This window comes from Pseudomonas sp. FP453 (assembly GCF_030687495.1).
GTDB lineage: Bacteria > Pseudomonadota > Gammaproteobacteria > Pseudomonadales > Pseudomonadaceae > Aquipseudomonas.
Window position 1 is genome coordinate 2,378,428 of sequence record NZ_CP117435.1, and the last position, 23,538, is coordinate 2,401,965.

The 23,538-nt window shown below is 61.7% G+C and carries 18 protein-coding genes and 1 pseudogene; 14 read left to right on the forward strand and 5 right to left on the reverse strand.

Annotated elements, in window-relative coordinates:
* Window positions 1-184: 184 nt before the first annotated feature.
* Window positions 185-2,320: a TonB-dependent siderophore receptor gene (locus PSH87_RS10930; RefSeq protein ID WP_305433577.1), complete on the forward strand. Its 2,136-nt coding sequence runs from the start codon at window positions 185-187 to the stop codon at window positions 2,318-2,320.
* 411 nt (window positions 2,321-2,731) lie between these two features.
* On the opposite strand, the gene PSH87_RS10935 is transcribed toward PSH87_RS10930, so the two are convergent.
* Together PSH87_RS10935 and PSH87_RS10940 are read right to left on the reverse strand one after the other, a co-directional pair.
* Window positions 2,732-3,454 (reverse strand): FadR/GntR family transcriptional regulator, encoded by a 723-nt coding sequence (locus PSH87_RS10935; RefSeq protein WP_017739605.1) that lies wholly within the window; start codon window positions 3,452-3,454, stop codon window positions 2,732-2,734.
* Window positions 3,455-3,502: 48 nt separating this feature from the next.
* The gene (locus tag PSH87_RS10940; RefSeq protein WP_017739604.1) at window positions 3,503-5,239 is read right to left on the reverse strand and encodes an IlvD/Edd family dehydratase; all 1,737 of its coding nucleotides are present in this window, start codon (window positions 5,237-5,239) and stop codon (window positions 3,503-3,505) included.
* 194 nt (window positions 5,240-5,433) lie between these two features.
* Here PSH87_RS10940 and PSH87_RS10945 point away from each other — a divergent pair, with 194 nt between their 5' ends.
* The 7 genes from PSH87_RS10945 to araH are packed head-to-tail and all read left to right on the forward strand — an operon-like array spanning window position 5,434 to window position 13,777.
* Window positions 5,434-6,756, forward strand: a complete 1,323-nt coding sequence (locus tag PSH87_RS10945; RefSeq protein ID WP_305433579.1) for an MFS transporter — start codon at window positions 5,434-5,436, stop codon at window positions 6,754-6,756.
* Between the two features lie 16 nt (window positions 6,757-6,772).
* Window positions 6,773-7,762: an AraD1 family protein gene (gene araD1, locus PSH87_RS10950; protein ID WP_305433580.1), complete on the forward strand. Its 990-nt coding sequence runs from the start codon at window positions 6,773-6,775 to the stop codon at window positions 7,760-7,762.
* 11 nt (window positions 7,763-7,773) lie between these two features.
* Window positions 7,774-9,354 (forward strand): aldehyde dehydrogenase (NADP(+)), encoded by a 1,581-nt coding sequence (locus PSH87_RS10955; RefSeq protein ID WP_305433581.1) that lies wholly within the window; start codon window positions 7,774-7,776, stop codon window positions 9,352-9,354.
* A 39-nt stretch (window positions 9,355-9,393) separates the two neighbouring features.
* Complete coding sequence (locus tag PSH87_RS10960) at window positions 9,394-10,257, forward strand: SMP-30/gluconolactonase/LRE family protein (protein ID WP_305433583.1); 864 nt, start codon at window positions 9,394-9,396, stop codon at window positions 10,255-10,257.
* Window positions 10,258-10,295: 38 nt separating this feature from the next.
* Window positions 10,296-11,300, forward strand: coding sequence for a substrate-binding domain-containing protein (locus PSH87_RS10965; protein WP_305433584.1), 1,005 nt, complete (start codon window positions 10,296-10,298; stop codon window positions 11,298-11,300).
* Window positions 11,297-12,799: an L-arabinose ABC transporter ATP-binding protein AraG gene (gene araG / locus PSH87_RS10970; RefSeq protein WP_305433586.1), complete on the forward strand. Its 1,503-nt coding sequence runs from the start codon at window positions 11,297-11,299 to the stop codon at window positions 12,797-12,799. The genes PSH87_RS10965 and araG overlap by 4 nt, the downstream gene beginning before the upstream one ends.
* Before the next feature lie 9 nt (window positions 12,800-12,808).
* Window positions 12,809-13,777, forward strand: a complete 969-nt coding sequence (gene araH, locus PSH87_RS10975; protein WP_305433588.1) for an L-arabinose ABC transporter permease AraH — start codon at window positions 12,809-12,811, stop codon at window positions 13,775-13,777.
* A gap of 108 nt (window positions 13,778-13,885) precedes the next feature.
* On the opposite strand, the gene PSH87_RS10980 is transcribed toward araH, so the two are convergent.
* Window positions 13,886-15,034 (reverse strand): aldose epimerase family protein, encoded by a 1,149-nt coding sequence (locus PSH87_RS10980; protein WP_305433589.1) that lies wholly within the window; start codon window positions 15,032-15,034, stop codon window positions 13,886-13,888.
* A 138-nt stretch (window positions 15,035-15,172) separates the two neighbouring features.
* Here PSH87_RS10980 and PSH87_RS10985 point away from each other — a divergent pair.
* From PSH87_RS10985 to PSH87_RS10995, 3 genes and pseudogenes are all read left to right on the forward strand, one after another.
* Window positions 15,173-15,941, forward strand: a pseudogene (locus PSH87_RS10985) (SDR family NAD(P)-dependent oxidoreductase).
* Between the two features lie 597 nt (window positions 15,942-16,538).
* Entirely contained in the window at window positions 16,539-17,450 is a 912-nt protein-coding gene (locus PSH87_RS10990; RefSeq protein ID WP_305433591.1) for a DMT family transporter, read from the forward strand.
* The gene (locus tag PSH87_RS10995; RefSeq protein ID WP_305433593.1) at window positions 17,423-18,697 is read left to right on the forward strand and encodes an ATP-grasp domain-containing protein; all 1,275 of its coding nucleotides are present in this window, start codon (window positions 17,423-17,425) and stop codon (window positions 18,695-18,697) included. Before PSH87_RS10990 ends, PSH87_RS10995 begins: the two co-directional genes overlap by 28 nt.
* A 176-nt stretch (window positions 18,698-18,873) precedes the next feature.
* On the opposite strand, the gene PSH87_RS11000 is transcribed toward PSH87_RS10995, so the two are convergent.
* Together PSH87_RS11000 and PSH87_RS11005 are read right to left on the reverse strand one after the other, a co-directional pair.
* The gene (locus PSH87_RS11000; RefSeq protein ID WP_305433595.1) at window positions 18,874-19,470 is read right to left on the reverse strand and encodes a glutathione S-transferase family protein; all 597 of its coding nucleotides are present in this window, start codon (window positions 19,468-19,470) and stop codon (window positions 18,874-18,876) included.
* A 57-nt stretch (window positions 19,471-19,527) separates the two neighbouring features.
* Window positions 19,528-20,394, reverse strand: coding sequence for a LysR substrate-binding domain-containing protein (locus PSH87_RS11005; RefSeq protein ID WP_305433597.1), 867 nt, complete (start codon window positions 20,392-20,394; stop codon window positions 19,528-19,530).
* A gap of 134 nt (window positions 20,395-20,528) precedes the next feature.
* Here PSH87_RS11005 and PSH87_RS11010 point away from each other — a divergent pair, with 134 nt between their 5' ends.
* The 3 genes from PSH87_RS11010 to PSH87_RS11020 are packed head-to-tail and all read left to right on the forward strand — an operon-like array spanning window position 20,529 to window position 23,532.
* Window positions 20,529-21,575 (forward strand): agmatine deiminase family protein, encoded by a 1,047-nt coding sequence (locus PSH87_RS11010; RefSeq protein ID WP_305433598.1) that lies wholly within the window; start codon window positions 20,529-20,531, stop codon window positions 21,573-21,575.
* Complete coding sequence (aguB, locus tag PSH87_RS11015; RefSeq protein WP_017735505.1) at window positions 21,572-22,453, forward strand: N-carbamoylputrescine amidase; 882 nt, start codon at window positions 21,572-21,574, stop codon at window positions 22,451-22,453. Before PSH87_RS11010 ends, aguB begins: the two co-directional genes overlap by 4 nt.
* The gene (locus tag PSH87_RS11020; protein WP_305433600.1) at window positions 22,450-23,532 is read left to right on the forward strand and encodes an extracellular solute-binding protein; all 1,083 of its coding nucleotides are present in this window, start codon (window positions 22,450-22,452) and stop codon (window positions 23,530-23,532) included. Before aguB ends, PSH87_RS11020 begins: the two co-directional genes overlap by 4 nt.
* The last annotated feature ends 6 nt before the right edge of the window (window positions 23,533-23,538 follow it).

Below are 23,538 nucleotides of genomic sequence, written 5' to 3' on the forward strand. Positions count from 1 at the left end.
TTTAGGAGCCACTCGCAAGAGTGGCTTTTTTGTGCCTGGCGTTTATCAATTCGATACAAACCGGTTACCCAAAAAATAGTGAATGAGAACGCATATCAATAATGGGCCGCGTGATATACCATCGCGCCGCGAAAATATGGCAGCTATGCCGCCCCATTTGGCCCATTCACTAGGTTCATCATTCATGCGTCGTACCCTGGTTTCCATCTGTGTGCTTCAGGCGTTTTCCCCTTTGACCTGGGCCGAAGTCGCCCCCGCCGACAAGGCCAGCGTGGAGTTGCAAGCCACCTCCATCACCGGCACCGCCGACTACGAGACCGCTCAGGGCCCGGTCAAAGGCTACCTGGCCACACGTTCCGCCAGTGCGACGCGCACCGACACCTCGATCCATGAAACCCCGCAGTCCATCAGCGTGGTGACCAAGGACGCCGTCGAAGACATCGGCGCCACCCGCCTGCAAGACGCCCTGGACTACGCCGGCGGCGTCGGCCGTGCCAACAACTTCGGCGGCCAGGGCCTGACCACCTTCACCGTGCGCGGCTTCACCACCGGCGAGTTCTACCGCAACGGTTTCCCGATCAACCGTGGCTACCCGAACATGCCGGACGCCAACACCATCGAACGCCTCGAAGTGCTGCGCGGCCCGGCCACCATGCTCTACGGCCGTGGCGATCCAGGCGGTACCTTCAACGTGGTGTCCAAGCAACCGTTGCCCGAGCGCACCGTGACCCTGGGCAGCCAGTTGAATGACCAAGGCATGCAGCGCGGCACCCTGGACGCCTCCGGCCCGCTGGACGAAGAAGGCCGCCTGGCCTATCGCCTGAACGTGGTGGGCGAGGACGGCGAGACCTTCCGTGACCACGTCGAAACCGAACGCTACGGCGTGACGCCGGTGATCAGCTGGCAAGCCACCGACGCCACCAAGGTGATCTTCGAAGGCGACTTCATGCGCAACAACCACCCGCTGGACCGTGGGTTGACGCGTTTTGCCAATCAGAAGGGCAGCGCGTCGCGCGACACGTTCTGGGGCGACAAGGATGTGGGCAAGCTGCACAACGACAACAGCATGGCCCAGTTGCGTTTCGAGCACCTGCTGAATGAAAACTGGACCCTGGGCGGTGGGTTCCAGTGGTTGGATGGGACGTTGCAAGGCAACGGCATTGAAGCCAACGGCCCCACCAGCCTGAGCGCCGACGGCCGCACCCTGCAACGCAACTTCAACTACCGCAAGCTGGAATGGACCGATAAAGACACCCAGCTCAACCTCACCGGGCATTTCTCCGCTGGCGGTTTCGATCACACCTTGTTGACCGGTGTCGAGTTCGAAGACTACGACTACAAGTCGATCATCCAGCGTTCCAGCGCAGTGGCAGGGACCTATCCCATCGACATTTTCGACCCGGTCTACGGCCAGGCGCGTCCGCCGCTCACCCGCACACCGACCCACGACAAGGAAAACCTCAAGACCTATGCCGCGTTCGTGCAAGATCAGGTGGCCCTCACCGAACGCCTGAAAGTACTGGCCGGCGCGCGTTTCGAGCGCTTCGAGCACGACTACGAAAGCTATGTGACCGGCGTCAAGCCGTGGAGCGCCGCAGACAACGCGGTCACTCCGCGTGTGGGGGTGACCTATGACCTCACCGACACCGTGGCGGTCTATGCCGATGCTGCGCGCTCGTTCAAGCCGAACACCGGTGCGGCGCGCGTTGGTGGCGGGTTCGAGCCGGAGAAGGGCAAGTCCTATGAGATCGGCGTGAAGTGGGAAGCACTGGATCGCCAGCTGAGCGTCGATGCGGCGATCTACCAGATCGAGAAGAAAAACGTCCTCACCACCGACCCGGTGGATTCGGCCTTCAGCGTTGCGGCAGGCCAGGTACGCAGCCGTGGTTTCGACCTCAATGTGGCGGGCAACCTCACGCCGGAATGGCGCCTTATCGGTGGCTATGCCTATGTGGACGCCGAAGTGACCAAGGACAACACGATCCGCTCCGGCACCCGCCTGATGAACATCCCGCGCAACAGCTTCAGCCTGCTCAACGTATACGAGTTCCAGGACGGCACGCTGAAGGGCCTTGGCTTGGGTGCAGGCGCCAAATACGTGGATGAACGTGCAGGGCAGACGGCCAACACCGCGTTCGCGATGGATGCCTACACCGTTGTCGATCTGCTCAGCTACTACAAGGTCAACGACAAAGTGCGGCTCAACCTCGACGTGAAGAACCTGTTCAACCGTGAGTTTGAAGAAGGGGCTTTCGGCAATATCTACGCTTACCCAGGCGCGCCGCGTACCGTACAGGTCGGTATCGCCTACACCCTTTAACCTGGGGCTATGGAATTTGTTCCCACATGCTGATCTGTGAACACGGTCAAATGTGGGAGCTGGCTTGCCTGCGATAGCGGTGTGTCAGCCAATGAATCTATTGCTGATAGAGCGCTATCGCGGGCAAGCCCGCTCCCACAGTGGTTGATCTGTCCCCATATGCTGATGTGTGCACACGGCCAAATGTGGGAGCTGGCTTGCCTGCGATAGCGGTGTGTCAGCCAATGAATCTGCTGCTGACAGACCGCATTCGCGGGCAAGCCCGCTCCCACAGTGGTTGATCTGTTCCCATATGCTGATGTGTGCACACGGTCAAATGTGGGAGCTGGCTTGCCTGCGATAGCGGTGTGTCAGCCAATGAATCTGTTGCTGATAGACCGCATTCGCGGGCAAGCCCGCTCCCACAGGCTGTCAGAGCGGCGTCAACACATTCATCACCGTATCCAACGCCACCCGCGTGTCATCCAACTGTACCAGCGACGCATGCCGCGCACCCAGTGCATCGCGGTTCTGGATCGCGGTGAGGATCGCCTTGTGCCGAGGCAGGCTCAGCCCCTGGATATCCGGGCGGCGGTTGGTGATGTTGATCGACTCGCGCAGCGGCAGCGAGAGCATGTTGCACATGTAGGCCAGCAGGTCGTTGCGCGTGGCGTCGGCAATCGCGCGGTGGAAGTCCAGGTCGGCCTGCAACAGCTCTTCGTGGGTCTTCGCCGTTTCCATGCCCAGGTAGGCTTTTTCGATGGTGGCGATGTCTTCATCGGTGGCGGTGGTCGCGGCCATGGCGGCGATCTCCGGTTCGAGGATGCGTCGCACACCGGCCAGGGTGTTGAAGAATTCGCTGTGGGGCGTGGACTGCATCAACCAGGACAGCACGTCCGGGTCGAGCAAATGCCATTTCAAGCGTGGCCGCACCACCGCACCCACCCGTGGCTTGGAATACACCAGGCCCTTGGCGCTGAGCACCCGCGTGGCTTCGCGCAACACCGAGCGGCTGACCTTGTACTCCTCGCAAAGCGTGGCCTCCAGGGGCAGCTTTTCTTCGGGCTTGAAGCGCCCGGAAACGATGTGCATGCCCAAGTCCTGAACGATCTGGGCATGCATGCTCTTGCGCGGCTTGGGCGGCTGGTGATCCATAACGACGGGAAGGCTCTGACTTAAAGACGCGGCATCATAGCATCCCAATTAGTGGGAATGCCGGGGGACTTCCGCCCCGCGGCAACCCACCAGGAAGTCAAAGTCGCAGCCTTGGTCCGCCTGCAATACGTGGTCGATATACAGCTGGCGATAACCGCCGACGATCATTTTTTGCGGTGGCGCCAGATCCGCCATGCGTGCCGCCAGCTCGGCGTCGGGGATGTCCAGGTGCAGGCGACCGTTGGCGCAGTCCAGTTCGATCCAGTCACCTTCCTTCACCGTAGCCAACGGCCCGCCCGCAGCGGCTTCCGGTGCCACGTGCAAGACCACCGTGCCGTACGCCGTGCCGCTCATGCGCGCGTCGGAAATACGCACCATGTCTGTCACGCCCTGGGCCAGCAGCTTGGCCGGCAGGCCCATGTTGCCCACCTCGGCCATGCCTGGGTAACCCTTGGGCCCGCAGTTTTTCATGACCAGGATCGAGTTGGCGTCCACGTCCAGCGCCGGGTCGTTGATGCGCGCCTTGTACATGTCGAAGTTCTCGAACACCACCGCACGGCCGCGATGCTGCATCAGCTCCGGGCTGGCGGCGGACGGCTTGAGCACCGCCCCCAGCGGCGCCAGGTTGCCGCGCAATACGCAAATGCCGCCGTCGGCGCGGATCGGGTTGTCGAGGGTGCGGATCACTTCGTCCCTGCCGTAGATCGGCGAGTCCTTGGTGTTCTCGCCGAGGGACTTGCCGTTCACCGTCAAGGCATTGGGATGGGGGATCAGGTTGGCTTCACCGAGGCGACGCAACACCGCAGGCAGGCCGCCGGCGTAGTAGAACTCTTCCATCAGGAAGCGCCCCGACGGCTGCAAGTCGACGATGGTCGGCATGCCACGGCCCATGCGAGTCCAGTCGTCGAGGTCGAGTTCGACACCGATGCGCCCGGCGATGGCCTTCAAGTGGATCACCGCGTTGGTCGAACCGCCGATGGCCGCATTCACCCGGATCGCGTTTTCAAACGCCTCTTTGGTGAGGATCTTCGACAGCTTCAAGTCTTCACGCACCATCTCCACCGCACGCATGCCGGACATATGCGCCAGCACATACCGCCGCGCATCCACCGCCGGAATCGCCGCGTTATGCGGCAACGAGGTGCCCAGCGCTTCGGCCATGCACGCCATGGTGGAGGCCGTGCCCATGGTGTTGCAGGTGCCCGCCGAGCGCGACATGCCGCCCTCGGCCGCAAGGAAATCATCCAGGGTAATGGTGCCGGCCTTGACCTGCTCGCTGAGCTGCCACACCACGGTGCCCGAACCAATGTCCTGGCCCTTGTGCTTGCCGTTGAGCATCGGCCCACCGGTGACCACGATCGCCGGCACGTCGCAACTGGCGGCGCCCATCAGCAGGGCCGGGGTGGTCTTGTCGCAGCCGGTCAGCAGCACCACGCCGTCAATCGGGTTGCCGCGAATCGCTTCTTCCACGTCCATGCTCGCCAGGTTGCGGGTGAGCATGGCGGTGGGGCGCAGGTTGGACTCGCCATTGGAAAACACCGGGAACTCCACCGGGAAGCCACCGGCCTCGATCACGCCGCGTTTGACGTGCTCGGCGATCTGGCGGAAATGCGCGTTGCACGGCGTCAGCTCCGACCAGGTATTGCAGATGCCGATGATCGGCTTGCCATGGAACTGATGGTCGGCAATGCCCTGGTTCTTCATCCAGCTGCGGTACATGAAGCCGTTCTTGTCGGCGGTACCAAACCACTGGGCGGAGCGTAGGCCGGGCTTTTTATCAGACATGATCGATTCTCTTATTGTATGACTATATGTTCTGTGCGTGCTTAAACATAAGCGTAAAAACGCCTATTTGGAAGAGTTGTTTTGCAAATAGTCATACTATATAGTCGGTCTCAACTGAGGTATGGCCCTGGCGGATTTCCGCGAGAGGCGTGCCCCGAGCTTCTATAAAAACAACAATGTGGAGATCGACCCCCATGAGCCAGGAACTGCGGCTTATTCGGCGCATCACGCTGAAACTGATTCCCTTCCTGATCCTGCTGTACCTGATCGCCTACGTGGACCGTTCCGCCGTGGGCTTTGCCAAGTTGCACATGGGCGCCGACATCGGCATCGGTGATGCCGCCTATGGCCTGGGCGCAGGCCTGTTCTTTATCGGCTACTTCCTGTTCGAGATCCCCAGCAACCTGATGCTCGACCGCTTCGGCGCGCGGCGCTGGTTTGCGCGGATCATGATCACCTGGGGCGCGATCACCATCGGCATGGCCTTCGTGCAGGGGCCCCACAGTTTCTATGTGATGCGCTTCCTGCTCGGTGCGGCGGAGGCGGGGTTCTTTCCGGGCGTGCTGTACTACATCACCCAATGGTTCCCGGTACGCCATCGCGGCAAGATCCTCGGGCTGTTCATCCTGTCCCAGCCGATTGCGATGATGATCACCGGGCCCGTGTCCGGAGGCCTGCTGGGCATGGACGGCATCCTCGGCCTGCACGGCTGGCAATGGCTGTTCATCGTGATTGGCACCCCGGCGATCCTGCTCACCTGGCCGGTGCTGCGCTACCTGCCGGACGGCCCCAAGCAGGTCTGCTGGATGAGCGATGAGGAAAAAGCCTGGCTCACCGGCGAACTGGCCAAAGACCTGCAAGCCTACGGCCAGACCCGCCACGGCAACCCGCTGCATGCCCTCAAGGACAAACGCGTGTTGCTGCTGGCGCTGTTCTACCTGCCAGTGACCCTGAGCATCTACGGCCTGGGCCTGTGGCTACCGACCCTGATCAAGCAGTTCGGCGGCAGCGACCTGACCACCGGCTTCATCTCCGCCGTGCCCTACATCTTCGGCATCGTTGGCCTGTTGATCATCCCGCGCAGTTCCGACCGCTTGAATGATCGCTACGGCCACCTCGCCGTGCTCTATGTGCTCGGCGCCATCGGCCTGTTCTTCAGCGCGTGGCTGAGCGTACCGGTGCTGCAAATGGCCGCGCTGTGCCTGGCGGCGTTCGCGTTGTTTTCCTGCACGGCGGTGTTCTGGACCTTGCCGGGGCGTTTCTTCGCTGGCGCCAGTGCGGCGGCAGGCATTGCGCTGATTAACTCGGTGGGCAATCTCGGCGGCTACATTGGCCCGTTTGTGATTGGTGCGCTCAAGGAATACACCGGCAACCTCGCCTCGGGCCTGTACTTCCTGTCCGGGGTGATGGTGTTCGGGCTGATCCTGACCTTCGTGGTGTACCGCGTGCTGGAACGCAAGCACGTGCTGCCCGCCGACCAATTCGCCGCCAGCGCCCGTGGCGCTTCACGTACTTGATTCAAGGAGAAGTTGCATGCGTTTAGTTCAGTTTGAATTGCCCAACGGTGAGCGCCGGGTTGGCGTGGTGGACGGCAACACGCTGCGCGAGGTTAAGGCTGCGCGCAGCGTGCGTGAATTGGCCCTGGCGGCCATCGAAGCCGGTGTCGGCCTGGCCCAACAGGTCGACAGCCTGGGCCTGGGCGCCAGCCATGACTACGCGGCACTGCTGGCCGACTTGAAGATCCTGCCGCCGCTGGACCATCCCGACCCCGCCCACATGCTCATCAGCGGCACCGGCCTGACCCACCTCGGCAGCGCCTCGGCCCGCGACAAGATGCACCAGGCCGGTGACGAAACCGCGCTGACCGACACCATGCGCATCTTCAAATGGGGCGTGGAGGGCGGCAAGCCAGCGGCCGGGGTTGCCGGCGTGCAACCCGAGTGGTTCTACAAGGGTGACGGCAGCATCGTCGTGCGCCCCGGCGCCGCGTTCCCGGTGCCGCCGTTTGCCGAAGACGCCGGTGAAGAGCCAGAGATCGGCGGCTTGTACGTGATCGGCCCGGACAGCCAGCCCTATCGCGTCGGCTTTGCGGTGGGCAACGAATTCTCTGACCACGTCATGGAGCGCAAGAACTACCTGTACCTGGCCCATTCCAAGCTGCGCAGTTGCAGCTACGGCCCCGAGTTGCGTGTCGGCGAATTGCCGCAGCATCTGGCAGGCAGCAGCCGCATCCTGCGCGACGGCGAAGTGATCTGGCAGAACGAATTCCTCAGCGGCGAAGCCAACATGTGCCACAGCCTGGACAACCTCGAATACCACCACTTCAAGTACCGCCAGTTCCTCAGGCCGGGCGATGTGCATATCCACTTCTTCGGCACCGCCACGCTGTCATTCGCCGACGGTATACGTACCCAGCCGGGGGATGTGTTCGAGATCAGCCAGGCAGAGTTCGGCGCGCCGCTGGTCAACCGTGTCGGCAGCAGCGACGCGGCATTCGCACCCGGCCACGTCATCACCCTTTAAGGAGCCCCTTCATGTCCCAGTTTCTCGGCCACAACTACATCGGCGGCCAGCGCAGCGCCAACGGCAGCGTGACCCTCAAGAGTGTCGATGCAAGCACCGGCGAAGCCTTGCCCCTGGATTTCTACCAGGCCACGCCGCAGGAAGTCGACGCCGCCGCCAAGGCCGCTTCGCAGGCCTATCCAGCCTATCGCGCCCTGAGCGCGGCGCGCCGCGCGCAGTTCCTCGATGCGATCGCCGATGAGCTGGACGCCCTGGGCGATGATTTCGTCGCGCTGGTCTGCCGCGAAACCGCGCTGCCCGCCGCCCGTATCAAAGGCGAGCGCGGGCGTACCAGCGGCCAGATGCGCCTGTTCGCCAGCGTGCTGCGGCGCGGCGACTTCTACGGCGCGCGCATCGACAAGGCCTTGCCGGAGCGCCAGCCACTGCCGCGCCCGGACCTGCGTCAATACCGCATCGGCCTCGGCCCGGTGGCAGTGTTCGGGGCGAGCAATTTCCCCCTGGCGTTCTCTACGGCGGGCGGGGATACCGCTGCTGCGTTGGCCGCCGGTTGCCCGGTGGTGTTCAAGGCCCACAGCGGGCATATGGCGACGGCCGAATGCGTGGCCGATGCAATCCTGCGTGCCGCCGAAGCCAGCGGGATGCCGGCCGGTGTGTTCAACATGATCTTTGGCGGCGGCGTCGGCGAGGCGCTGGTCAAGCACCCGGCGATCCAGGCGGTGGGCTTTACCGGCTCGCTCAAGGGCGGTCGCGCCTTGTGCGATATGGCGGCGGCGCGCCCGCAGCCGATCCCGGTGTTTGCCGAGATGTCCAGCATCAACCCGGTAATCGTCTTGCCCCAGGCGCTACAGGCCCGCGCCGACACCATCGCCCGCGACCTCACCGCGTCGGTGGTGCAAGGCTGCGGCCAGTTCTGCACCAACCCGGGCTTGGTGATCGGCCTCGCATCGCCTGCATTTACCGCGTTCACCCAGCAGGTGGCGCAATTGATCGGCGACCAACCGGCGCAGACCATGCTCAACGCCGGCACCCTGGGCAGCTACGGCAAGGGCCTGGAAAAACTCCTCGCGCACCCCGGCATCGAGCATCTGGCAGGCAACCCACAGGCGGGCCATCAAGCCCAGCCGCAGCTGTTCAAGGCCGATGTGCGCCTGCTGATCGAAGGCGATGAAGTGCTGCAGGAAGAAGTCTTCGGCCCCACCACGGTGTTTGTCGAAGTCGCCGACCAGGCCCAGCTCAGCGCCGCCTTGCACGGCCTGCACGGCCAGCTCACGGCGACCATCATTGGCGAGCTGAATGACCTGCAACAGTTCGCCGAACTGACGCCACTGCTGGAGCAGAAAGTCGGGCGCATCCTGCTCAACGGCTACCCCACCGGCGTCGAAGTCTGCGACGCGATGGTGCACGGCGGCCCGTATCCTGCGACCTCCGATGCCCGTGGCACCTCGGTCGGCACCCTGGCCATCGACCGTTTCCTGCGCCCGGTGTGCTTCCAGAACTACCCTGATAGACTGCTGCCCGATGCGTTGAAAAACGCCAACCCGTTGCGTATCCAGCGCCTGGTGGATGGCACGCCGTCGCGCGATCCGTTGTAAAACGCAGACCTGAGAACAACAAAAAATCCAGGAGGCACCATGTCGTTTCACGCCGTTACCGAACACCGTGCGCAACTGGGGGAGGGCCCGTTCTGGGACGTGCCGACCCAGGCGCTGTACTGGGTGAATATCGCCGGCAAACAGGCACTGCGCTTGATGGGCGGGCAGTTGCGGGTGTGGCAGTTGCCCGAGCATGTCTCGGCGTTTATCCCGTGTGAACGCGGCGATGCGCTGGTGACCTTGAGCAGCGGCGTGTATCGCCTCGACCTCGACAGCGAAGCGCTGACCTTGCTGTGCGTCGCCGACCCGCAACCGGGCAACCGGGGCAATGAAGCACGCTGCGATGCCCAGGGCCGTCTGTGGCTGGGCACCATGCAGAACAATATCGGTGAGCAGGGCGAAGACCTGCCGGTGACGCGGCGTTCCGGTGGCCTGTTTCGTATCGATGCCGACGCGCGGGTCACGCCGTTGCTCAGCGGCCTGGGCATTCCCAACACCTTGTTGTGGAACGACGACGGCAGCCTTGTGCATTTTGGCGACAGCCTGGACCGCACGCTGTACCAGTTTGCGATCCAGGCGGACGGCCAACTCGGCGCCGCCGATGCCTGGTTCGGCCCCCACGAACGCGGCGGGCCGGACGGCTCGGCGATGGACGTGGAGGGCTATATCTGGAACGCCCGCTGGGACGGCGGTTGCCTGCTGCGCATCGCACCGGATGGCGGGGTGGATCGCGTCATCGAGCTGCCGGTCAGCCGGCCCACCAGTTGCGTCTTCGGCGGGCCAACCCTCACCACCCTTTACATCACCAGCGCCGCCAGCCCTTTGGATCACCCCTTGGACGGTGCCGTGCTGGCCATCGAACTCGACGTGCCAGGCAAGCCCTGTCACCGCTTTGCCGGTTAACCCCCCAAGACTTAAAAACAACAACAAGGAGTCACCGTATGAATCGTCGTCGTGGTATCCGTTCCCTGTGCTGCGCCGCTGTGGCGGTCTCGGCCATGAGCTTGAGCGGGCTGTTGCTGGCCGCTGAAGAAGTGAAGATCGGCTTCCTGGTCAAACAGGCCGAAGAACCGTGGTTCCAGACCGAATGGGCCTTCGCCGAAAAAGCCGGCAAGGAACACGGTTTCACGGTGATCAAGATCGCCGTGCCCGATGGCGAGAAGACCCTGTCGGCCATCGACAGCCTGGCCGCCAATGGCGCCAAGGGTTTTGTGATCTGCCCACCGGACGTGTCCCTCGGCCCGGCCATTGTCGCCAAGGCCAAGGCCAACGGTCTCAAAGTGATCGCGGTGGATGACCGTTTTGTCGATGCCAAGGGCAACTTCATGGAAGACGTGCCGTACCTGGGCATGGCGGCGTTTGAAGTCGGCCAGAAACAAGGCGCGGCCATGGCCGCCGAAGCGAAAAAACGCGGCTGGGACTGGCAGGACACCTACGCGGTCATCAACACCTTCAACGAACTCGACACGGGCAAGAAACGCACCGACGGCTCGGTCAAATCCCTGGAAGAAGCGGGCATTCCCAAGGACCACATTCTCTTCACCGCCGCCAAGACCCTCGATGTACCGGGCAGCATGGACGCCACCAACTCGGCCCTGGTCAAGCTGCCCAGCGGCGCGAAAAACCTGATTATCGGCGGCATGAACGACAACACTGTGCTCGGCGGCGTGCGTGCCACGGAAAGCGCCGGCTTCAAGGCGGCGAATGTGATCGGTATCGGCATCAATGGCACCGACGCCATCGGCGAACTGAAAAAGCCCAACAGCGGTTTCTTCGGCTCGATGCTGCCAAGCCCGCATATCGAGGGCTACAACACTGCACTGATGATGTACGAGTGGGTCACCAAAGGCACGGAACCGGCGAAGTACACCGCGATGGATGAAGTGACGCTGATTACCCGCGACAACTTCAAGGAAGAACTGATCAAAATCGGGTTGTGGCAATGACCGCTGTGGCCCTGCGCTTTGACGGCATCGGCAAGACCTTTCCCGGGGTCAAGGCGCTGGACGGCATCAGCTTCAGCGCCCAGCCCGGGCAGGTACATGCCTTGATGGGCGAGAACGGCGCGGGCAAGTCGACGCTGTTGAAAATCCTTGGCGGCGCCTACATTCCGAGCAGCGGCACGGTGCAGATTGGCGAGCAGACGATGGCCTTCAAATGCGCCGCCGACAGCATCGCCAGCGGCGTGGCGGTGATCCACCAGGAGCTGCACCTGGTGCCGGAAATGACCGTGGCCGAGAACCTGTTCCTCGGGCATTTGCCGTCGCGGTTTGGCGTGGTCAATCGGGGGCTGCTGCGCAAGCAGGCCCTCGCTTGCCTCAAGGGCCTGGCGGATGAAATCGACCCGGCGGAGAAGTTGGGGCGGTTGTCCCTGGGCCAGCGGCAACTGGTGGAAATCGCCAAGGCGCTGTCCCGTGGCGCGCATGTGATTGCTTTTGACGAGCCCACCAGCAGCCTGTCGGCGCGGGAGATCGACCGCTTGATGGCGATCATCACGCGCCTGCGCGACGAGGGCAAAGTGGTGCTCTACGTGTCCCACCGCATGGAAGAGGTGTTCCGCATCTGCAACGCGGTGACGGTGTTCAAGGACGGCCGTTTTGTGCGCACCTTCGATGACATGAACACGCTGAGCCATGACCAGTTGGTGACGTGCATGGTCGGCCGCGATATCCAGGACATCTACGACTATCGCCCGCGTGAGCATGGCGACGTGGCGCTCAAGGTCGACGGTCTGCAAGGCCTCGGCCTGCGTGAGCCGATCAGCTTCAACGTGCGCAAGGGTGAAATCCTCGGCCTGTTCGGACTGGTCGGGGCAGGGCGTACTGAACTGTTCCGCCTGCTCAGCGGCCTGGAGCGCGCCAGTGCCGGAAGCCTGGAACTGTGCGGCGCGCCGTTGCACCTGCGCTCACCGCGCGACGCCATCGCCGCCGGCGTGCTGCTGTGCCCGGAAGACCGCAAGAAGGAAGGCATCATCCCGCTGTCCAGCGTCGCCGAGAACATCAATATCAGTGCCCGTGGCGCCCATTCCGCGTTCGGTTGGCTGTTGCGCGACGGCTGGGAAAAAGGCAACGCCGAGCACCAGATCAAGGCCATGAAGGTCAAGACGCCCAACGCGCAGCAGAAAATCATGTACCTGTCCGGTGGCAACCAGCAGAAGGCGATCCTCGGGCGCTGGCTGTCGATGCCGATGAAAGTCCTGCTGCTGAACGAGCCGACCCGTGGCATCGATATCGGCGCCAAGGCCGAGATCTACCAGATCATCCATAACCTCGCGGCCCAGGGGATCGCAGTGATCGTGGTGTCCAGCGACCTGATGGAAGTGATGGGCATCAGCGACCGCATCCTGGTGCTGTGCGAAGGCGCGCTACGCGGCGAACAAACCCGCGCCCACGCGACTGAATCCAACCTGCTGCAACTGGCTTTGCCGCGCAGCGTGGCGAACTGAGAGACGACTATGACCATTCAACACAACGCGTTGCCCACGGCACGCAAACCCCTGGACCTGCGCGCACTGCTCGACAACTGGGCCATGCTGCTGGCGGCGGTGAGTATCTTTTTGCTGTGCGCCTTGCTTATCGACAACTTCCTCTCGCCGCTGAACATGCGCGGCCTGGGCCTGGCGATTTCCACCGTCGGCATTGCCGCGTGCACCATGCTGTTCTGCCTGGCGTCGGGGCACTTCGACTTGTCGGTGGGCTCGGTGATTGCCTGCGCCGGGGTGGTCGCGGCCATCGTGATGCGCGATACCGACAGCGTCATGCTCGGCATTGGCGCGGCACTGTTGATGGGCCTGGTTGTTGGGCTGATCAACGGCATCGTGATTGCCAAGCTGCGGGTCAACGCGTTGATCACCACGCTGGCGACCATGCAGATCGTGCGCGGCCTGGCCTACATCTTTGCGAATGGCAAGGCGGTGGGCGTGTCCCAGGAGCAGTTCTTTGTGTTCGGCAACGGCCAGTTGCTGGGCGTGCCGGTGCCGATCCTGATCACCATCCTGTGCTTCCTGTTTTTTGGCTGGCTGCTCAACTACACCACCTACGGGCGCAACACCATGGCCATCGGCGGCAACCCGGAAGCGGCGTTGCTGGCGGGGGTGAATGTGGACCGCACCAAGATCCTGATCTTTGCCGTACACGGCCTGATCGGCGCGCTGGCCGGGGTGATCCTCGCGTCACGCATGACCTCGGGCCAGCCGATGATTGGCCAGGGGTTTGAACTGACGGTGATCTCGGCGTGCGTGCTGGGCGGAGTGTCGTTGAGTGGTGGGATTGGCATGATCCGGCATGTGATCGCGGGGGTGTTGATTTTGGCGATTATCGAGAATGCGATGAACCTGAAGAATATCGACACGTTCTATCAGTACGTGATCCGTGGCTCGATCCTGTTGCTGGCGGTTGTAATCGACCGCATGAAACAACGCTGATCCCTGTGGGAGCTGGCTTGCCTGCGATAGCATCACCTCGGTAGACCTGACTCACCGAGGTGCCTGCATCGCAGGCAAGCCAGCTCCCACAGAAGCCAGCTCAGGGCTCTAGTCCGCGGTGAATCTGAAAATGGTGTTCTGGGTGTAGGTCTGCCCAGGATTCAGGCGGGTGGACGCAAATGCCGGCTGATTCGGCGCATCCGGAAAATGCTGGGTCTCCAACGTAAACCCACTCCAATGCTGATACGTCTTCCCAGCCTTGCCCTTCACCGTCCCATCCAGAAAGTTGCTGGTATAAAACTGCACCCCAGGCTCGGTGGTAAACAGCTGCAAGCGCCGCCCCGACTCGGGATCATGCACCTCGGCAGCCAGCTTTTTCACGTCACCTTTGCTGTCCAGCGCCCAGTTGAAGTCAAACCCACCTTGCTTGGGCTCGGCAAACTTGAGCTGCGGATGATCCTCCTTGATGTGCTGGCCAATCGGCGTGGGCGTGAGGAAATCCATCGGCGTGCCCTTCACCGGCGCCAGTTCACCGGTGGGAATCAACGTGGCATTCACCGGCGTGTAATGGCTGGCGTGCAGGGTGGCGACGTGCTTGAGAATGTCGCCATTGCCGGCGCCGGCGAGGTTGAAGTAGCTGTGGTTGGTCAGGTTGAGCACCGTGGGTTTGTCGGTGGTGGCCTTGTAGTCGATATGCAATTCGTTGTTGTCGTTGAGGCGGTAGGTGACTTCGGTCTTGAGGTTGCCGGGGAAACCCATCTCACCGTCCTTGGACAGGTAAGTGAGGGTCACGCCCACCGAGTCCTTGGCCTTCACGGGCGTGGCGGTCCACACGTGCTTGTCGAAACCCTGGGCGCCGCCATGCAGGGCGTTGGGGCCGTCGTTGAGGGGCACCTGGTAGCGTTTGCCATCGAGCTCAAAGGCGCCGCCCGCCAGGCGATTGCCGAAGCGGCCGATGGTCGCGCCGAAAAACGCCGTGCCAGCCTGGTAACCCTGCACGTCGTTGAAGCCGAGCACCACGTCTGCGACCTTGCCGTGTTTGTCCGGCACCTGCAGCGACTGCAACACGCCGCCGTAGGTAATCACCGTGGCTTGCATGCCATGGCTGTTGCGCAGCACATATTGCTCGACGGCGGTGCCGTCATTGGTTTTGCCGAAAGGCTTGTGCTCGCTGCTGAGGCCTGCCGCCTGGGCGCCGCCGCTGGCGATCAGCATGGACATCGCCAGGCCCGAGAGGAGGTAACGAGGGTGCTTCATGATCGAACTTCCTTTTTGTTGTTTTGAGTGGAATAGTTCTACTAATGTGCGATATTTTGTCGATACGACAGCAGATTTATAGCCTTAAACGCCTTTTATGCAAAATAAAATAAGACTAATTAAGTGAGGCAAGCCGTTATGACTACCCAGCACGCCGTTTACCCCGACCTGGAAGGCAAGACCGTACTGATCTCTGGAGGGGCATCGGGGATTGGCGAGTTCATGGTGCGCGCCTTCGCCGCACAGGGCGCCAAGGTCGGCTTTGTGGACCGTGCGCAAAGCCAGGGCGAACGCCTGGCGGCGCTGTTGAGTGCCCAGGGGCGCACGGTGGAGTTTGTGCACTGCGACATCACCCGACGAGATCGCCTACAAGGCCGCCATCGCGCGTTTCGAACACTCCCTGGGGCCGATCACCGTGCTGGTGAACAACGCCGCCAATGACGTGCGCCACACCCTCGAAGAGATCGACTCGGACACCTTCGACAAGCTCATCAGCGTCAACCTCAAGCACGCCTTCTTTGCCGCCAAAGCCGTGGTGCCGATGATGAAAAGCGCAGGCGGCGGGGCGATCATCAACCTCGGCTCGGTCGGCTGGATGATGGCCTCGGCCGGCTACCCGGTGTACGCCGCCAGCAAGGCCGCCGCCCACGGCATGACCCGCGCCCTGGCACGGGAACTGGGGCCGAGCCAGATCCGCGTGAACACCCTGGTGCCGGGTTGGGTGATGACCGAGAAGCAGCTGGCGATGTGGGTCGACGATGACGCCAAGGCCCTGATCGCCCGCAGCCAATGCCTGCCGGGCAGCGTGCTGCCGGAGCATATCGCCGATATGGCGTTGTTTCTGGCCTCGGATGCGTCGGCGATGTGTTCGGCGCAGAACTTTATTGTGGATGGTGGGTGGGTCTGAGCCAGACGCTAACCTTCCCGACAACACAGAACCCCTGTGGGAGCGGGCTTGCCCGCGATGAGGGCGTGCCAGTCGACTGATGTATGACTGACACACCGCAATCGCGGGCAAGCCCGCTCCCACAGAAAGCTGCGCCCATGGTGGTGTTTATTCGATTGGGTATTTCTTGAAGCCCGGATGCTGCTCGCGGATTGCTGATGAGCAGCGGCTGCCAGGGTCTGAAGTCCTGTCATAGCGACTATAAGTCATGCAGAGGGTAGGAAATATCCTGGATATAGTGGGTTCGCGTTAAGTTGTTTTTGTTTTTCAGAAGTTTTAGGCGTGTATGCAAGAGTTTGGAAGAACTCCGGTCTGCTGCGACCTATCCGTTCGGCTAGCTGTTTATCCTGAAGATAATCTGCTAGCGTTAAATTCGTTCTCTGAAAAGATAGGGGTGCCCAGTATGGAGTTGATAGATATTGGTAAGGCGCCGCTTTTGGAAGTGGCGAGCCTCTATTTAAATAATAGTAATAAAGATAGAGCTTATTTAAGTATTAATGGTTGTGAGTGAAGGGGGGTGTTTGAGTTTTTTGGCAGAGCTTGAGGGCGGGTAAATCTATGGTGCGTACAGGCGTAATTATTGGTTTGATCTTTTGTTTGATTAGCGCAATCTTCGACGTGTACGTTGCTTTTATGACTCAGGCGATTAGTACGCTTCTAGTGATGTTTTATTGTTTCACCGCCTCAGCCATTTTTTTTGCTGCATGCACCCTCCGTCGTAGCGCAAATATTTTATGTTCAAAAATTATTGAACATTGGCAGTTGGTCGCAACGGTCAATATTTCAGTGCTACTCAACTGGGGCGGCCTGTTTTATGCGCTGCGCTACCTGGAGCCTGCCGTAGTCGGCGTCGCTTCAGTCGCTTGCGGCCCGGCGCTTACGCTGATCATTGCGCTGGTCAACAAGCGCAGTGTCAAGGTCGCGTTCGTCGATGCGCTGGTCTCATGCCTGGTGCTTATTTCGGTGGCGATCATGCTGTTCAATTCCTTTGCCGGTGACAGCGGTATTGCCACTACCACTGTGGAACAGCGTTTGCTGGGGATTGCCAGTGTGTTGGTATGCGCAGTGGGTACGGTCATGTACACGGTGTTCTCCAAAGAGCTGTTTGAGCGGCGATGGTCCATCGACGAAATCCTGGCCGTCAGAAACATTGCGATGATAGGTGTGTGCGTCATTGCAATACCGGCCACTGGCGGGAGTTTTTTACTGGGTCGTGAGTGGGTGTTGCCGATGATAATGTTGGTTGTAGTGGGGCATGTGCTGCCGATCTACCTGGTCCAGAAAACCATCTACTACCTCACTCCGATTCATGTCTCCCTGGTCTTACTGACCCTTCCCGTATTTGTTTTGTTATTGCAGTACCTCGACGCTCGAATCGAGTTCTCCATCGCCAGTGTCGCGGCGGTCAGCGTCATTGTGGTTTTACTGGCAGGGCGAGCGCTATGCGCCATGAAGCGAGGTGCAGCATGACAAGGGTGGTGGTAGTCGATGGTTTTTCGTCTGGAAAGTTTGTAGCCCAGCGCTTGAACGATGCAGGTTGTGTGCTGATGCATGTGGCTTCGTCGGAGGGGTTGGACAGCTACTACTACAAGGGTTTTGAACGCTCGATTTACGAGCAGATGATGGTGAATGCCGATAGCTGCGCCACTCTGGCAAGTGTTGAAAGGTTCAAGCCGCAGTTCATTATTGCCGGCGCTGAAACGGGTGTGCTGCTGGCGGATCAGTTGAACGATCACTTCCAATTGCCGTATCGCAATGCCATCGACAAGAGCACCGCCCGCCGTAATAAGTACGAGATGATCCAATGTATTACCCAGGCGCAACTACCCGCTGCGCGGCAGTTCTTGGTAGATAGTTGGCAGTTGGCCAAGGGCTGGATCAATGATCACGGTCGCTTTCCGGTCGTGATCAAGCCGGTCGAAAGCGCTGGGGCTGACGGCGTATTTATCTGTGACGACCTGAAGGCTTGTCAGGTTGCCATTGGCAAACTGCTGGGTACCACCAACAAGTTGAACATTGCCAATACCCAGGTACTGATTCAGGAGTACCTGGCGGGAGTGGAGTATGTGGTCAATATGGTTTCGCTCGACGGCGAACAACTGGTGACTGAGGTGGTGCGATACCAAAAGCAGCGCACTGCAACAGGCGGAGTGCTCTACGACATCGATGAGCTGATCAGCTGTGACTGCGCAGAGTATTTTCTCTTGGTGGACTACACCCGAGCAGTGGTGCGCAGCTTGGGGGTCCGCAACGGCCCTACTCATGCAGAGGTCATGCTCACTGAAGACGGTCCCAAACTGGTGGAGATCGCTGCACGCACCGATGGCATTCTGCGCCCCGATGTTTGCGGGGAAACCACAGGGTTGGGGCAAATCGAGGCAGTGGTTTTATCCATCACGGCACCTGATGTATTTGCGCAATGGTTGGCAAGGCCATTCGATTATCGGCGCTTGCGACACACCTATAACGTCTGTTTGATCAGCCATGCGCAGGGTCGCTTCAAAAAGGACTTATTCCTGGGGGAGTTACTCAAGCTTGAATCCTTCTTCGATGCGGCGTTCTACGTTGAAGAGGGGCAGCCGATAGGTGTGACTCAGGATGTGTTCAGTCAGCCGGGTACGGTGTATCTGGTACATGCCGATCCTGGAGTGATCGCGGCGGATTACCGCAGGATTCGCGTGCTTGAGGCACAGGGGGCGTATCTGGCGGCGGGCTAGTCTGACGCGGCAGCCTCAGGGTGTAAAAATTCTTAAAGCGTGGCACAGGTCAAATGTGGGAGCTGGCTTGCCTGCGATAGCGCTGCGTCAGTAACAGATGCATCAACTGACACACCGTAATCGCGGGCAAGCCCGCTCCCACAAAAAAACTCACCCGACAGGTGAGCGGGCGGTGCTTATTCGATGGGGTATTTCTTGAAAGCGGCATGCGGCTCCAGCCGCTCAGCCAGGCGTTGCAGGTTGGGAAACGCCTCGGCCTTCACCACCGACGCCACCGTGTACTGGCTGAACGACCACGCCACAGCAGCTGTAAGGCTAGCCTGGTTCAGTGTGTCATCGCCGGCCACGAGCTTGTCCAGCAACCCATAGGCCGCCAGCAGTTGCCCGCTGATGCGCTCAAGCCACGGCGCATGCAGTTTCTCGGCCGGGCGCAGGTTGTGTTCATAGACGATCTGCACACTCTTCTCACAGGCCGCCAGCGCCAGGCCCAGCACTTGCAGGTCGCGGGCGCGTGCGGCGGGCGCCTGGGGCAGCAGCTTTTTATCGGCCGGGGCGAGGGCTTCCAGGTAATCGAGGATCAGGCTGGAATCCATCAGCACCGTGCCGTCGTCCAGCACCAGGGTGGGGGCCTTGACCACCGGGTTGATCTGCGAAAATTCGTCGAAGGTGCGGAACACCGACAGTGATTGATGCTCGAACGGCACCCCGTACAGGTCCAGGGAGATAGCCACGCGGCGTACGTAAGGCGAGTCCAACATGCCGACCAGTTTCATGAAGCCTCCATTGCTCTCAACGTCATTGGCCCAAGAGAGTAATTGCACTGGCGCGGCTTATGCCACGTCTATTTGCAGATGGCTCAGCAGCCACGCGGTAAAGCTGCGCGCCAGCGGGTCGTTCTCGCTGTCGCGGTGAGTCAGCAACGCCCAACTGGGCCCGCGAATCGTCGCGTCCACCAAGGGTGTGAGCACGCCATCGGCGCGGGCCTGGTGGCTGAGCAGCTGGCTGACCAGGCCGATGCCCAGGCCCGTACACACCGCATCCAGCAACAGGCCGGGATCGGAAAAATTCAGGCCCTGATCCTGCTGGCCCACATCGATCCCGGCGTCTACTGCCCAGTGGCTCCAGTCCATTTCCCGCTCGCCGTGCAGGGTCGTGCGCTGCGCCGGCGGCGTGTGCAGCAGGCGCGGGTGGCACGCCGGGAATAGCCGGTCGGCGTGCAGCACCTTGAAGCTGCATTCGGCCTGGGAGCTGATGTCGTCACGCACCGCCAGGTCGATGGTCTGGCTGGCCATGTCGGGCACTTCGTCGGTGCTGAAAATCCACAGGTCCACCTCCGGGTGCTGGCGCCGAAAGTCGGCCAAGCGCGGTAATAGCCAATGGCGCGCAAAGGTCGGCGTGGTGTTGAGCACCAGTTGATTGGGCTTGCGGTACTGCCCCAGGCGGCGCACGCCCACCGCCAGTTGTTGCAGGAGGGCCTGGGTGGTGCTGAGAAAGTCGTGGCCGGCGTCGGTCAGGCTGACGCTGCGCCCGCTGCGCAAGAACAGCGGCTGTTCCAGGTAGGCCTCGAGGCTGCGGATCTGTTGGCTGATGGCCGATTGGGTCAGGTGCAGCTCTTCGGCGGCCTTGTGGAAACTGCCCAGTCGGGCGGCCGCTTCAAAGCCGCGCAGGGTGCCGAGTGGCGGCCAGTGGTTAAGCATGCTGATAAGTTCCTCTAATCAGTTTTCTACAAAATTCATCGTTTGTTCGGCTTTATGCGCCTACGTAGCATGTGTGGCACGAACCCGTGGGCAGTTTTCGCTGAACACAATGACTTAACTGATGGGGGCTTGTCATGCAGCACACTACAATTCCTGACAGCATTGGATGGATGCCCGCCGAGTGGTCGCCACACGCGGCGACCTGGATGGTCTGGCCCCATAACCAAGCCTTGTGGGAGACCACCTGGGGCGTGACCCTGGCCCAGGTGCAGCAGGACTTTGCCCGGGTCGCCAACGCCATCGCGCGCTTCGAACCGGTGAAGATGCTGGTGGATCCGTCCGCGCTGGCCAGTGCCACGGCGTTGTGTGGCACCGGCATCGAGTTGATCCCGCAGGCGGTCAACGACAGTTGGTGCCGCGATTCCGGCCCGACCTTTATCTGCCAGCCGCAGGGCGTGGCTGGGGTCAGCTGGCGCTTCAACGCCTGGGGCGGCAAGTCCGCCCATGACCTGGATGAAAGCCTGGCGCGCCGGGTGCTCAACCACCTGGGGTTGGACTGCTTCGGTACCGCGCTGAGCAACGAAGGCGGCGCCCTCCATGTCGATGGCGAGGGCACGCTGATCACCACCGAATCGGTGCTGCTCAACCCCAATCGCAACCCCGGCATGAGCAAGGCCGAGATCGAAGAGATCTTCGCGCGCCTGCTGGGCATCCGCAACACCATCTGGCTGCCCGGCGACCCGGATCACGTCACCGGCGACATGACCGACGGCCATGTCGATGGCGTCTGTGCCTTCGCCCGCCCCGGCGTGCTGTTGGTGGACGCTACCCGTGATCAAGGCTCGGTCTACGCCGACGTAGTACGCGAAAACCGCCGCGCCCTCGAACTGGCCACCGACGCCCGGGGCCGGCGCTTCGAGATGATCGAGCTGTACGAAGCCAGCGACGCCGTGGACAGCGCAGCCGACGTGTTCTGCGCCTCCTACACCAACTTCTACATCGCGAACGGCGCGATCATCATGCCGGCCTATGGCATTGCGGCCGACCGGGAGGCGGCGCAGGTGCTGGCTCAGGCGTTCCCCGGTCGCGAAATCGTGCCGGTGCAGATCAACCACCTGGCCCATGGCGGCGGCGGCGTGCATTGCATCACCCAGCAACAGCCAGTGTGGGTGAAGCCATGAGCCTGCTGACGATTGCCACCACCCAGATGCCCTGCACCTGGGACCTGCCCGCCAACCTCGACCGCGCCGAACAACTGGTGCGGGACGCTGCCGCGCAGGGCGCGCAAGTGATCCTGTTGCAGGAGCTGTTTGCCACGCCGTACTTCTGCATCGAGCAGCACCACAAGCATTTGGCGCTGGCCGAGGAGTACGCCCACAGCCGCGTGCTGCAGCGCTTCGCCGCCCTGGCCAGGGAGCTGGGGGTGGTGCTGCCGTTGAGCTGGTTCGAAAAGGCCGGCAACGCGTTCTTCAATTCCCTCAGCGTGGCGGATGCCGATGGGCGCTTGCTGGGGGTGTACCGCAAGACCCATATCCCCAACGCCATCGGCTATCAGGAGAAGGAATATTTCAGCCCCGGCGACACGGGTTTTCGCGTGTGGGACACGGCCTTCGGACGCCTGGGCATCGGCATCTGCTGGGACCAGTGGTTTCCCGAAACCGCGCGCTGCCTGGCGTTGCAAGGCGCCGAGGTGCTGCTGTTTCCCACCGCCATCGGCTCGGAGCCGGGCTGTGCGACGCTGGATTCGCGGGACCATTGGCAGGTGACCATGCGCGGCCATGCGGCGGCGAATATCCTGCCAGTGGTGGCCGCCAACCGCGTCGGCCGCGAAGTGGCGACCACCGATCCGGCGCTGCAAATGGCTTTCTATGGCTCATCGTTTATCTGCGACCACAAGGGCAAGTTGCTGGCCGAAGCCGATCGCGACAGCACCGGCGTGCTCGTGCAGCGCCTGGATCTGGCGGCGATGCGCGAAGAGCGCCTGACCTGGGGCATCTTCCGCGACCGTCGCCCGGAGATGTACGCCAGCCTGCTCACCCTCGACGGTCGTCCATCATGAAAATACTCTTGAGTTGTGCGCTGCTACTCGCCAGTGCCTGTGCGTCGGCCGATGACAAAACCCTCAAGCTCTACAACTGGGCCGACTATTTCGCCGCCGATACCCTGGCCAACTTCACCGCGGAAACCGGCATTCAGGTGATCTACGACGTGATGGACGGCAGCGAAACCCTGGAAGCCAAGTTGATGGCCGGCGGCAGCGGCTACGACCTGATCTTCCCCGGCGACACCGTGGCCGAACGGCTGATGCGTGCGGGCAGCCTGCAGACCCTGGACCCCGCCAAGCTTACTGCGCTGGCGGATATCGAGCCGGGCCTGCAACAGCTGCGCAGCCACTACGAGCATTCCAACCAGGCCACGGTGCCGTATACCTGGGGCACCATCGGCCTGACCTACAACACCCGGCAGATTGAACAACGCCTGCCGAACGCGCCGGTCAACAGCCTCGACCTGCTGTTCAAGCCGGAGCTGGCGGCCAGGTTCGCCGATTGCGGGATTTCGCTGATCGACTCACCGGACGAAGTCCTCGCCGTAGTGCTCAACTACCTGGGCCGCGACCCGCGCAGCGCCAAGCCCGAGGACCTGGCGGCGGCCAGTGAGTTGCTGCTCAAGGTGCGCCCTTATATCCGCAAGTTCCAGTCGCAACCGGTGACCGACCTGGTCAACGGCAACCTGTGCCTGTCCCTCGGCTACAGCGGCGACATGACCCAGGCCCAGCGCGCCGCCGACGCGGCCGGCAAGCCGGTGACCTTTGGTTATCACATCCCCCGCGAAGGCACCACGGTATGGATGGACACCATGGCCATCCCCGTCGATGCCCAGCACCCGGAATACGCCTACGCGTTTATCAACTTCGTGATGCGCCCGCAGAACATGGCTGCCATTACCAACCTTACCGGCTACCCCACGTCGAACGCCAAGGCCCGCCCGGACGTGGAAGCCAGCCTGCGCGACAACCCCGAGATCTACCCCGATGCGGCTACCTTCACGCGGCTGATCGCCGGCAAGGACATCCCCCAGGCCGATATGCGTGCACGTATGCGCGTGTGGACTAAATTCAAGACAGCAACCGTCAAGTGAGCCGCT